14 protein-coding genes are annotated in these 12,084 nt (G+C 67.7%); 13 read left to right on the plus strand and 1 reads right to left on the minus strand.

Features of this window, described 5'->3' with window-relative positions; all coding sequences use genetic code 11:
- Positions 1-86 precede the first annotated feature (86 nt).
- The 13 genes from fliP (at position 87) to V7Z82_RS15675 (ending at position 10,761) form a co-directional block, all read left to right on the plus strand.
- Positions 87-926, plus strand: a complete 840-nt coding sequence (fliP, locus tag V7Z82_RS15615) for a flagellar type III secretion system pore protein FliP (protein WP_334152540.1) — start codon at positions 87-89, stop codon at positions 924-926.
- Positions 923-1,198, plus strand: coding sequence for a flagellar biosynthesis protein FliQ (fliQ, locus tag V7Z82_RS15620; RefSeq protein ID WP_141871861.1), 276 nt, complete (start codon positions 923-925; stop codon positions 1,196-1,198). The genes fliP and fliQ overlap by 4 nt, the downstream gene beginning before the upstream one ends.
- Positions 1,198-1,959 (plus strand): flagellar biosynthetic protein FliR, encoded by a 762-nt coding sequence (locus V7Z82_RS15625; RefSeq protein WP_334152542.1) that lies wholly within the window; start codon positions 1,198-1,200, stop codon positions 1,957-1,959. Before fliQ ends, V7Z82_RS15625 begins: the two co-directional genes overlap by 1 nt.
- Positions 1,956-3,059 carry an EscU/YscU/HrcU family type III secretion system export apparatus switch protein gene (locus V7Z82_RS15630; RefSeq protein ID WP_334152543.1) on the plus strand — a complete coding sequence of 368 codons (1,104 nt, stop codon included), beginning with the start codon at positions 1,956-1,958 and terminating at the stop codon, positions 3,057-3,059. Before V7Z82_RS15625 ends, V7Z82_RS15630 begins: the two co-directional genes overlap by 4 nt.
- Positions 3,060-3,101: 42 nt before the next feature.
- Positions 3,102-5,168, plus strand: coding sequence for a flagellar biosynthesis protein FlhA (locus V7Z82_RS15635; RefSeq protein WP_334152544.1), 2,067 nt, complete (start codon positions 3,102-3,104; stop codon positions 5,166-5,168).
- A gap of 89 nt (positions 5,169-5,257) precedes the next feature.
- Positions 5,258-5,506, plus strand: a complete 249-nt coding sequence (gene csrA / locus V7Z82_RS15640; RefSeq protein WP_334152545.1) for a carbon storage regulator CsrA — start codon at positions 5,258-5,260, stop codon at positions 5,504-5,506.
- Positions 5,507-5,649: 143 nt separating this feature from the next.
- Positions 5,650-6,111, plus strand: coding sequence for a flagellar export chaperone FlgN (gene flgN / locus V7Z82_RS15645; RefSeq protein WP_334152546.1), 462 nt, complete (start codon positions 5,650-5,652; stop codon positions 6,109-6,111).
- A gap of 7 nt (positions 6,112-6,118) precedes the next feature.
- Positions 6,119-7,525 (plus strand): flagellar hook-associated protein FlgK, encoded by a 1,407-nt coding sequence (gene flgK / locus V7Z82_RS15650; RefSeq protein WP_334152548.1) that lies wholly within the window; start codon positions 6,119-6,121, stop codon positions 7,523-7,525.
- Between the two features lie 13 nt (positions 7,526-7,538).
- Positions 7,539-8,426 carry a flagellar hook-associated protein FlgL gene (gene flgL / locus V7Z82_RS15655; RefSeq protein WP_334152550.1) on the plus strand — a complete coding sequence of 296 codons (888 nt, stop codon included), beginning with the start codon at positions 7,539-7,541 and terminating at the stop codon, positions 8,424-8,426.
- A complete protein-coding gene (locus tag V7Z82_RS15660) occupies positions 8,423-8,821 on the plus strand; it encodes a flagellar assembly protein FliW (RefSeq protein WP_334152551.1) in 399 nt (132 codons plus the stop codon). The genes flgL and V7Z82_RS15660 overlap by 4 nt, the downstream gene beginning before the upstream one ends.
- A 3-nt stretch (positions 8,822-8,824) precedes the next feature.
- Positions 8,825-9,388 (plus strand): hypothetical protein, encoded by a 564-nt coding sequence (locus V7Z82_RS15665; protein ID WP_334152552.1) that lies wholly within the window; start codon positions 8,825-8,827, stop codon positions 9,386-9,388.
- A gap of 118 nt (positions 9,389-9,506) precedes the next feature.
- A complete protein-coding gene (locus V7Z82_RS15670; RefSeq protein WP_334152553.1) occupies positions 9,507-9,821 on the plus strand; it encodes an HU family DNA-binding protein in 315 nt (104 codons plus the stop codon).
- A gap of 169 nt (positions 9,822-9,990) precedes the next feature.
- Positions 9,991-10,761, plus strand: a complete 771-nt coding sequence (locus V7Z82_RS15675) for a sigma-70 family RNA polymerase sigma factor (RefSeq protein ID WP_334152554.1) — start codon at positions 9,991-9,993, stop codon at positions 10,759-10,761.
- On the opposite strand, the gene V7Z82_RS15680 is transcribed toward V7Z82_RS15675, so the two are convergent.
- Complete coding sequence (locus V7Z82_RS15680; RefSeq protein WP_334152555.1) at positions 10,716-11,831, minus strand: AAA family ATPase; 1,116 nt, start codon at positions 11,829-11,831, stop codon at positions 10,716-10,718. The genes V7Z82_RS15675 and V7Z82_RS15680 overlap by 46 nt on opposite strands.
- Between the last annotated feature and the right edge of the window lie 253 nt (positions 11,832-12,084).

The following is a 12,084-nucleotide window of genomic DNA, read 5'->3' on the forward strand; positions in this document are numbered from 1 at the left end:
CGATGTCGCGATAGTCCCCATCGAGCACGGATCGCTCGACCTCTCGGCTACGGATCGGCCACGTCTCCCATCTTCGGAGTGCCGCCGTGCCCGCAACCGCCCCTGTCGCCGCGCTGTCGGCGAGCGTGCGGTCGACGCGCAGGCGTATCTGGATCCTGATCGCCGTCGCGCTCGGCGTCGCGGCGCTGCTCGTGTGCTGGAGCGCCACCGGTGCGCACGCCGCGGCATCCGTCCTGCCGACCGAGACGAACGACGGCGAAGGCGTGACGATCAACGGCATCAACGGCACGCCGTCCGACAGCATCATGACGCTGCTCGGCATCACGGTGCTGAGCGTGGCACCTGCGCTGCTGCTGATGATGTCGAGCTTCACGAAGATCTTCGTGGTGCTGGCGCTCACCCGCAACGCGCTGTCGCTGCCGTCGATCCCGCCGAACCAGGTGCTCGCGGGGCTCAGCCTCTTCCTGACGCTGTTCATCATGTGGCCGGTGCTCACCGACATCAATGCGGTCGCGGTCGCACCGTTCACCGACGGACAGGTCGACTTCGGGCAGGCGTTCGAGCTCGCGCAGCAGCCCCTCAGAGAATGGATGCTCGCGTTCACGCGTGAAGAGGACATCGCGCTGATGTACCGCGCCGCTCAGATGGACAACCCCGCTGACGCGGCCGGCATCCCGCTGCAGACCCTCGTGCCGGCGTTCATGCTGAGCGAGCTCCGCGCCGCGTTCCTGATCGGTTTCATCATCTTCGTGCCGTTCCTCGTGATCGATCTCGTCGTCGCCAGCGCGCTGATGTCGATGGGCATGATGATGCTGCCGCCGGTGATGATCTCGCTGCCGTTCAAGATCCTGCTCTTCCTGCTGATCGACGGGTGGGGGATGGTCATCACGGCCCTCGTGCAGTCCTACAACGGGGGTGGCGGATGAACCCGGAAGCGGTCATCGACATCGGCCAGGCGGCGCTCATCCTCGCGGCGAAGCTCTGCGCGCCCCTGCTGATCACGGCACTCGTGGTCGGGTTCGCGATCTCGCTGCTGCAGTCGATCACGCAGGTGCAGGAGATGACCATCTCGTTCGTGCCGAAGCTCGTCGCCGTCGGCATCGCGCTGCTCGTGAGCGGGCACTGGATGATCGCCGAGATGATCGCCTTCACGAACGAGCTGTTCGCGCGGATACCGTCGCTGCTGAACGGCGGCTGATGAACATCCCGATCGACTTCACCTGGCTCGAGGCGACCGCGCTGGCGTGCGTGCGGATCACGGCGTTCCTCGTGATCGCACCGCCGTTCAGCCACGGCACCGTGCCGATGCGGATCCGCGCGATGCTGGGAGTCGGCCTGGCCCTCGCGGTGTCGCCGGTCGTCACGGTCGAGTACGAGCGGCTCGACACCGGGGGATTCATGCTCGCGCTGGCCGGGCAGGCGCTCACCGGTGCGCTGCTGGGCTTCCTCGTGATGCTGCTGTTCAGCGCGATCCAGGGGGCCGGTCACCTCGTCGACACCTTCGGCGGGTTCCAGCTGGCGCAAGCGTTCGACCCGGGCATGGCGGTGAACGGCGCGCAGTTCACCCGCCTGTTCCAGATGACGGCGATCGTGCTGCTGTTCGCGTCCGACGGCTACCAGCTCGTCCTCGGCGGGCTGTTCCGCTCGTTCGACGCGATCCCGGTCAGCGGCATGATCGATCTCGCCGAGCCAGCCGAAGCCCTGGTCGGCGCGACCGCGCAGATGATGCTCAGCGCCGTGCAGATCGCCGGTCCGCTGCTGATCGTGCTCTTCCTCGCCGACGTCGGCCTCGGGCTCGTGACCAGGGTCGCGCCCGCCCTGAACGCGTTCGCGATGGGCTTCCCGATCAAGATCGGCCTCACCCTGCTGCTCGTCGGCTTCGTCTACGCGGCCCTGCCAGGCGTGGTCGCCGCGATCGCGGATGACGCGGTCCGACTGCTGCTGGGGGTGACCGGATGAGCGAGACCGACACCGGCGAACGGAGCGAGAGGACCACCGACCGTCGCCTGAAGGAAGCCCGCCGAAAGGGACAGATCGGACGCAGCCAGGACTTCACCGCGTGGGTCTGCATCGCGGCGGCCGCGATCATGTCGCTGCCGGCGATCGCCTCGGCGACACAGGTGCTCACCGAGCTCTTCCTGCGCGTCGCACCGGTGGCGACGCACCCCACCGACGGCGCGGCCGTGGAGGTGCTCGGTGCCGCACTGCAGTCGATGGGCGGCATCCTGCTGCCGCTGCTGCTCGTCGTGCTGCTCGCGACCACGGCGACCGCCGTCGCCCAGGGCGGGATCCACCTGCGCGGTGTGACGATGCGCACCGAGCAGCTGAACATCGTGACGGGGCTGAAGCGCGTCCTCGGTCGGCAGGCGCTCTGGGAGGGCGCGAAGGCGCTGCTGAAGACCGCGGCGATCGGCCTCTCGCTGTGGATCGTCGTCTCGGGGCTCGTGCCGGTGCTCATGGCCAGCGGCAGCCACAACATCACCTGGCTGCTCGAGCAGGCCGCAGGGGGAGCGGTGGCGCTGCTGCAGGTCGCGGTCGTCGTGGGCATCCTGCTCGCCGCGATCGACGTGGCGGTCGTGATGCGACGCAACCGCAAGCACACCCACATGACGAAGAAGGAAGCCAAGGACGAGCACAAGAAGAGCGAGGGTGATCCGCTGGTGCGGTCGCAGCGACGCTCTCGTCAGCTCGCCATGAGTCGCAACCGCATGATCGCGGCGGTCAGCGACAGCGACGTCGTGCTCGTGAACCCGACCCACGTCGCCGTTGCGCTGCGCTACGAGCCGGGCAAGGCCGCGCCACGGGTCGTCGCCAAGGGCGCGGGCATCGTGGCCCTGAAGATCCGCGAGCGGGCCGAGGCGGCGGGTGTGCCGATGGTGCGCGACATCCCGCTCGCCCGCGCACTGCACGCGGCATGCGAGATCGGCCGGGAGATCCCGGAGGAGCTCTACACGGCGGTCGCCCAGGTGCTCGCCTTCATCGAGCATCTGAAACGCCGCGGCTCAGCCCGCGGCACCCACACGATGCCGTTCGCGAGCACTCGCGAACGCGGTCTCTGAACCCCGATCCCACCCCCGAACCGAAACGAGAAGGCGAAGCGCATGATCGGTCAGCTGCTGTCCAAGGGAGCCGTTCCCGTCGGTGTCGTCGGCATCATCCTGCTGCTCATCGTGCCGATTCCGACGCCGCTGCTCGACGTGCTCATCGTCGTGAACATCGCGTTCGCGCTGTTGATCCTCCTCACCGCGATGTTCGTGAAGAAGCCGCTCGACTTCTCGGTGTTCCCGAGCCTGCTGCTGGTCGCGACGCTGTTCCGGCTCGGGCTGAACGTGGCATCCACCCGCCTCATCCTCAGCGAGGCGCACGCCGGCCAGGTCATCCAGGCGTTCGGGCAGATCACGATCAGCGGGTCGCTCGTGATCGGCGCCGTGATCTTCCTGATCCTCACCGTCATCCAGTTCGTCGTGGTGACCAAGGGTGCCGAGCGCGTGGCCGAGGTCGGCGCGCGGTTCACGCTCGACGCCATGCCCGGCAAGCAGATGGCGATCGACGCCGACCTGAACGCCGGGCTCATCACCGACACCGAGGCGCGCAGACGTCGTGCCGAGGTGGCGGCAGAAGCCGACTTCTACGGTGCCATGGACGGTGCGTCGAAGTTCGTGAAGGGCGATGCGATCGCCGGCATCGTGATCGTGATCATCAACTTCGTCGGCGGCATCGTCATCGGCATGGTGCAGCACGGCATGGAGATGGGCGATGCGCTGGAGACGTACAGCATCCTGACCATCGGCGACGGTCTGGTCACGCAGATCCCCGCGCTGCTGATGGCGGTCTCCACCGGCATGATCGTGACGCGCGAGAACGTCGAAGCGGAGATGGGGCAAGCGGCGGCCAAGCAGCTGCTGCAGTCGCGCAACGCGCTCGTGATCACCGGACTCGCGGCGATCGCGATGGGCTTCATCCCCGGCATGCCGCTGCTGGTGTTCGCCGGGATCGGCGCAGTGCTGCTGTTCGCGGCCTCCCGCGTCAAGGCGAGCGAGGATCGCGAGGCTGCGATCGAGGCGGATGCGCAGCACCAGGAGGCAGTCGAAGCCGGGACGGAGGGGCCGGAGGAGCTCATGGACCGGATGCGCGTCCACGCGCTCGAGATCTCGCTCTCGCCCGACATCGTCGACCTTGCGTCCGGGGGAGCGGGCGACCTGCTCACCAGGGTGAAATCGCTCCGACGCAAGCTCGCACTCGAGATCGGCATCCTGATGCCCCCGGTGCGCACGCGCGACAACATCGAGCTGCCGGCCCAGACCTATGCGATCCTCATCGCGGGCGTCGAGGTCGGGCGCGGCTCGGTGCCGCGCGGCCACGTGCTCGCGATCGGAACAGGGCTCGACCAGCTGCCGGGCACCGTCGTGGTCGACCCGGTGTTCGGGCTCGAGGGCAAGTGGGTGCCCACCGAGATGTCGCACGCCGCCGACATGGCCGGCGCCACGGTGATCGACCGCGCGAGCGTGATCATCACGCACCTCTCGGATGTCGTGCAGAGCCAGGCGCATCGCCTGCTCTCGCTGGAGGACGTTCGTCAGCTCACCGAGCACCTGAAGCAGACCAGTCCGACCACGGTCGAGGAGCTCACTCCCGCAGTGCTCTCGCTCGCCGGCATCCAGCGGGTGCTCGCCGGGCTCCTGGCGGAGCGGGTGCCGATCAACGACCTCGCCCGCATCTATGAGGCGCTCGCCCTGCGCGGCAAGACGTCGACCGAGACCCCGGGGCTGATCGAGGCGGCGCGTGCCGCGCTCGGCCCGGCGATCGCCGCGCGCTTCGCCGAAGACGGACGCATCCGCGTCGTCATGTTCGAGCCGATGCTGGAGCAGCAGATGCTCGAGGGGATGCGCATCGTCGAGGGGCTCCCGCAGATCGTGCTCACCCCGGAGGCGACGATGCAGGTGCTCGAGAACGTCCGCCGCACGATCGCCGAACTCGATCAGGCGGGGCCTGAGCCGGTGCTCGTCTGCGCGCCATCGCTGCGTCAGGCCGTGCGGCGGATGATCGCTCCCCAGGTCGCGGGACTGCCGGTGCTCTCGTACGACGAGGCTGGGGCAGGCGGTCTCGCCACCGACGTCGTCGGGGTCGTGCGGGTGACCAGGTCCGCGCTGCCGAGCGCCGCTGGGTAGCGGGTCGAATCCGCTCGTTTACGAGGCTATGCACTAGCTTTGTGAGCAGGATGGCGTGAACGCGCCGAAGCCATGGAAGGCGGATTGACATGCTGGTGCTGACGAGGCGCGCGAACGAGAGCATCGTGATCGGAGACGACATCACGGTGACCATCCTGGCGGTGACGCCTGGTGGTGTGCGGGTCGGCATCGACGCCCCGCGCGACATGCGCATCCACCGCGCTGAGATCGTGCTCGCGATCGGCGATGCCAACCAGGAAGCCGTGCAGACCGCATCCGACGCCGCCGCCGAGAACGCGCTCCTCGGAGCCCTCGGACGGTTGACCTCTGCGCCCTGAGCGCTGTCAATGGGGAGTTCTCCCCATGCAGGCCGAGTTACTGCCCTTCGCGTTGTCGCGATAGTCGTGTGTGTGACGGGAGTTCCTGTCACGGAAGCTTCGACCCGACGAGGTGACGTACTGTGGCCGCCCATGATCTGAGCATGCAACTCCTGCGGGAGCGCGAACTGCTCGAGATGCTGCTCTTCAAGCTCGACGAGCAGCAGATGCTCCTGGCGACCGGGCGCAATCGCTGGATCCGTCATGCGTCCACCGAGATCGAGCGCGTGCTCGCCGCCATGCCGACCGTCGCCCTCTCGAGGGACGCGCTGGTCATCGCGACGGCGGACGAGTGGGGTGCGCCGGAGGCGACGACGCTTCGCGACCTCATCGAGGCGGCACCGGACGACGGCTGGCGCGAGGTCCTCACCGGACACCTGACGACCATGACCGCACTGGCGGACGAGATCGAGCAGATGAAGCAGATCAACGAGCAGCGACTGCGCACGGCGATCCGCATCACCCAGGAGACCATCGCCGGGCTCGGGGCGCCGACCGGCGAGTACAGCCCGTCCGGCGATGTCGTCCGCGACGGCGACGCCCGACTGCTCGACACCCGGATGTGAGGTGACCATGTCTTCGTTCGCAGGTCTTCGTCTGGCGGAATCCGCCCTCAACGCCGCACGCGCCGGCATGACCGTCACCGGTCAGAACATCGCCAACCAGACCACGACGGGGTACACCCGTCAGCGCGTCGACCAGGCTCCGGTGTCCGGTCCCGGGCAGACCGGACTCTGGAAGAGCGGCCTCGGTATCGGCGGTGGCGTGAATGTGACCGGTGTCGCGCGCCTCGGCGACGCCGTGCTCGACGCCAGGGTCCGCGATGCGCTGTCGACCTCCGGCTTCTGGAGCGCTCGGGCGGCGGCTGCCGGGCAGGTGGAGAGCATGCTCGCCGAGCCGACGAAGGACGGGCTGGCGGCGAACATGAATCGCTTCTGGTCCGGATGGTCCGATCTCGCCAACACCCCCGAGCCGGCCGCCGCGCAGGTCGTGCTCACGAACGCGCAGGTGCTCATCGGGCAGATCTCCGCCGGTTACGAGTCGGTCGCGGGGCAGTGGACGGATCTGCGCGGCCAGGTCGATCGCGACATCGCCGACGTCAACGCCGTCGCCGGCCAGGTCGCCACGCTCAACGGCCAGATCCGCGATGCGCTGCAGTCCGGGCGCAACGCCAACGAGCTGATCGATCAGCGCAACGTGCTCGCACAGCAGCTGTCGACCGCGGTCGGCGCCAAGGGCATCGTCGAGAACGACGGCACGCTCACCGTACGAGTCGACGGCAACGCGCTCGTGTCCGGGGACAGCAGTCGAGCACTCGTCGTCAGCGGTCCGCGGGAGATCCAGGATGCCGGCCGCATCACCGTCGCCTGGGCTGACCGACCCGACCTTCCGGTCGCGATCGGCGGCGGCGTGATCGGTGGCACCATCAGCGCACTCGCCCCCGCGACGGAAGGCGGATCGCTCGCCAGTGTGGCCGCCGCCTACAACGAGACCGCGACCGCGCTGGCCACGGCCGTCAACGACATCCACCGCACGGGTGTCACGGCGAGCGGCACGCCTGGAGGCGACTTCTTCGCGCTCGACGGCAGCGGCCCCGCCGCGCTCGGTCTTCGCGTGGTGCCGACCGGCCTCGATCAGCTGGCACTGGCCGCGCCGGGCGCCGGCGCGAAGGACACCACGATCGCCGACCGCATCAGCACGCTCGGCGCGTCGGCGACCGGACCGAGCAGGACCTGGTCGAGTTTCGTCACCGGGTTCGCGGTCACCGTCGCCGGGGACCTGCAGCGCGCGGACATCGCCGACATGGGTGCCGTCGCGGCCGTGACGGCCCAGCAGTCGAATGCGTCTGTGGACGGCGACGAGGAGACGATCAACCTCCTCACCTACCAGACCGCCTATCAGGCGGCAGCCCGCGTGCTCACCGCCATGGATGAGGCGCTGGACCTGCTGATCAACCGAACCGGCCTCGTCGGCCGCTGACTGGGGAGTCGACATGATCGGACGCATCACGAGCAGCACCATGACGCAGCAGTCGCTGCGCACCCTGCAGACCAACCTCGCCGACCGCGAGCGTCTGCAGAATCAGGCCGCATCGCAGCGGGCGTTCCGCTCGCCGAGCGAGGACCCTGCCGCTGCGGCGACGACCCTGGGCGTGCACGGCGAGCAGTCGAGGGTCGCGCAGTACGCCCGCAATCTCAGCGACGGCATGGCATGGGTGACCACGGTCGACACCGCGCTCGGCGCGAGCACCGACCTGCTCAACCGTGCGCGCGACCTGACCGCGCAGGGAGCGAACTCCGGCGCGCTCAGCCAGACCGCGCGCGAGTCGATCGCGCAGGAGCTCGAGACGATCAGCGCCGAGCTGCTCGCCCAGGCGAACACGACGGTGCTCGGGCGCAGCGTCTTCGCGGGGACCAGCGATTCCGGCGCGGCGTTCGAACCGGGAACCTTCGCGTTCAACGGCAGTGCCGGAGACGGCGTGCGCCGACGCATCAGCGACAACGAGACCGTTCGCGTGGACTTCGACGGCTCGCAGGCGTTCGGCGTCGGCGCGAACAGCGCCTTCGCACTCCTCACGGACATCGCGGCCGAACTCCGAGGGGGAGCGAACGTCGGCTCCCGCCTCGACGACATCGATGCGAGGCTCAAGGACGTGGTCGCGGCTCGCGGCACGACCGGCGCTCGTCAGGTGCAGATCGAGCGTGCCGCATCCCAGAACCTCTCGACCTCGACCGACCTGGAAGCGCGTCGTGCCGAGGTCGAGAACGTCGACAGCCTCGAGGTGCTCGTGCGCCTGCAGTCCGCCGAGCTCGTGTTCCAATCAGCCCTGCAGGTGACCGCGAAGTCGCTGCAGACCAATCTCCTGGAGTTCCTGCGATGACCGCGACGGCAGCAGACCACCCCGCCATCGCGATCGAGTTCGCCTCGGCGATGCACGGGCTCAGCCCGTACACGGCGTTCAGTCTGGCGAGCATCGCCGGGGTCGAGGGACTCTACGCGCTGCGCGCAGTGGATGCCGACGTGCGACTGTTTTTGCTCGAGGCAGCGTCCGTTGACCTGGCGTACGCGCCACGGATCCCAGCCGGCGTCCGCGCGGAGATCGGCGTTTCCGAGGCCGAGGAGCTTCGGCTGTTCGTGATCGCCAACCCCTCGGATGACGGCGTCCATGTGAATCTGCGAGCGCCCGTCATCATCCATCCGGAGACGGGCCGGGCCGCGCAAGTGATCCTCGATGACCAGGACTACCCGATCCGCGCGCTCCTCGGCGGACGCTGACACATGGTCGATCTGCGCTTCCGGACACACGGGCCCGGCGCGACGATGGGCGTGAATCTCGTCGTGCTGGCCTATGACGACCGCGTCGACATCGACCGGGACAGCACAGTGTCACATCACCATCTCGACGTCCGGGTGCACCCGGCGGACCGCCGTGCACCAGGGGAGACCGACCTCGCGCTCGTGCCGCTGAAGCACGATGATGCGGCGCGCGGTCACCGCCGCACAGCCGCGTACACGGCAGAGCAGTTCACCTCGATCATCGGCGTCGCCGCTGACAACACCGCCATGCTCACGGACGCGCACGGGCAGCACGTGGGAACTGCCTACGGCATCAAGGCGGATCTGCTGATCGCCGACGGCGACGTGGTCGTGAACACCAAGACCCTCGCGCCGACCGATCTGTCGGTGGGTGCCGATGGTGACGGCAGGGACATCCGATCGCAGATCGCCGTCTCGACAGCCGCTGCGAGCGACGGTCTCGAGCGAGCGAGGCGACTCGCGAACCAGCGAAATCGGATATTCACCGCAGATACGAAGGAACAAGCACTATCCTCTGAGGGGTAAGGGCTGGGGCCTCACAGAACCCGGTGTCGTCGAGATGGGACTCGATGATCCGTGGAGCTGGCTGTCGGGGTACGGCGAAGCAGCTCGGTGACGGGCGAACACACAGGGGACGAAGATCATGAGCACATCGAAGACGTTGGATGCCAACCGAGTGAGCAAGCGCGAGTTCGTGCAGCGATTCGCACGACGCGGCGGGATCTCGGTCTTCGCCGCGCAGACCGCCTACAACGCCATGATCGATGAGCTGCTCGACCTCGTGAGCCAGGGCAACACCGTCACATTGACCAACTTCGGCAAGTTCTACCCGCAGAACCACAAGGGGCACCGCGTGCAGTTCGGCAAGGACGACGGCACCGGCGAGGTCACCGACTACACCGTGCTGAAGTTCTCCGCGACCCGTGAGGTGAACAGGCGCGTCAAGACCAACGACTGACGATCGTGATCCGATCGTGAGCAGAATCCCCGGGAGTCGAGGCTCTCGGGGATTCTCTGTCTGTGCAGCGCATCTAGCATGGAGTCCAGATCATCCGACCGCCGTGGCGCGGTCGCACTGCGGGTCACTGGGGAGCGCTCGCATCGACAGTGAAAGAGACGAACTCCCCATGCCCCTGCGTGTGCGCAATCAGCTCGTCGTCGAGCATCTCCACATCGTCGGCGCGGTGGCGGCTCAGGTGGGCTCGCGGGTGACGCAGGTGCGGCACGACGACCTGACCTCGGCCGGCGCCTTCGCGCTCGTCCGCGCGGCCGACCGGTACGACTCGAGTCTCGGTGTGCCGTTCGGAGCGTTCGCTCGCGGGCGGATCAACTGGGCCCTGAAGGACGAGCTCCGTTCGATGGACTGGGCGCCGCGCGAGGTGCGCGCCGGCGCCAGAGCGGTCACCACGGCGCGCGAGCGCCTCACCGCTTCACTCGGACGGACGCCCACCATGGCCGAGATCGCGCAGATGATGGACCTCGAGCCTGAGGTCGTGCGGGAGCGCCTCGCGGATGCTGATCGTGTCGTCTCCAGTCTGGATGCGCCCGAGGTGGGGGAGTTCGTCTGGACCGGCGCGCTCCCCGATGAGGTCGTGATCGCCTCCGAGCGCGACGAGTTCCTGCACCGTGCCGTCGACGCGCTCCCTGAGCGGAAGCGATTCGTCGTCCGCGCCATCTACTTCGAGGATCGGACGGTCAAGGACCTCGCCGCAGAGCTCGGTGTCTCACACGCTGCAGTGTCCCAGCAGCGCTCGGATGCCGTGCGGATGCTGAGGGACGCCGTCGAACGGTACTTCGGTGATGCTGCTCCGACGACGACGCCATCGCGCTCCACCGCGAGGGCGCTGGACGCCTATCTCGAGCGGATCTCGGCGGGCGGCCAGAGACCGAATCCGTAGCCGGACTGACCGACGAGCGTCAGGCTGACGGTCGTGGGGTAGACCTCGGGTTCCTCATCGTCGTCGCCGAGCAGATCGAGCCGGTCGATCGGAACGAAGATGCTGCCATCGGGCTCGAAGATGAGATCACGTGGCACGAACGACGCGAAGATCGAGCGGGTCGAATTGCGAAGCTCGAACGTGCGGCCGACATCGCCACGCTCGAACAGGTTCATCTCCACCTCGTCGGACCAGATCTTGCCATCGGGGAAGCGCGCCTCGATGCGGTATGTGCTCGGCTCGATGGTCCGGATGTTCAGGTCGTCGACGATCTCGGAGAACAGCGCGTCCGGCTGCCGGAGCTCGAAGGCGATCGCACGGAGGTGGTCGTAGTTCAGCCGCGCTCGGCGGGAGAACAGCGCGACGTTCTCGATCTCCTCCGGGTCGGCACCCGGGGCCTGATCGACCAGGTACTGGCGGACCTCGTCGGGACCCGGATAGTCGAACCGCAGGTGGTAGTGGAAGCGACCAGGCCGATTGACCAGGTACGTGCTCACGTCCGACATGTCGTTCACCGAGAGGCAGTAGATGCGTTTGATGGACGACAGCCCGTCGAAAAGCGACAGGAACTGGTTCTGGCGATTGAGGCCGTCGGCGAGACCGCGACGCCCTGCCGGGAAGATCTTCTCGAACTCGTCGAAGACGATCAGGCATTCGTCGAGGCTGTCGAGGAAGTCGACGACGCCGTCATTGTCCTCTGACACCACCACGACCGGCAGCCCCTGTTCGCGTGCCGCTTCGGCGACCATGCGCAGGAACAGCGACTTGCCGATGCCCTTGTCGCCCGACAGCATCACTCCGAGGCTGCGATCGGCGCGTGCGTAGGACTGGAAGATCTTCGAGACCTTCTTGTCGCGCCCGCCGTACACCCGCTCGGTGCCCACGGTGAGGTCGTCGATCCTGATCAGGCTGAACCCCTCTTTGGATGAGAAGCCCACCCGATAGGTGCCCAGCGGAAACCCCTGGTGCGTGCGCACTGCGTCGTCGTATACGCGCACGTGCCCGCCGGTCTCGATGTAGGTGCTTGCCAACACCCTCCTCCTTCACTCCCGGATGTACCTATCGGCGGGACTCCGCGATCGGTAAGGCGGTGCTGACGGCTGTTCGTCGGCCGCGATGCGAGCAGGAGCCACGCAGAAGTCCGGATGTGCGCGCGATGAGCGCTCCGCCTGCACACTGTGTCACGTCGTCGGATGGTTGGACAAGTGCGAAACGGCGTGTCGAAGATGAGTTTTCTCCTCGTTTACGTGGAGCACGAGTGCGGCGTTGCAGACACTCCACCGC

Origin of the sequence: Microbacterium sp., assembly GCF_036823965.1 — a bacterium.
Taxonomy (GTDB): Bacteria; Actinomycetota; Actinomycetes; order Actinomycetales; family Microbacteriaceae; genus Microbacterium.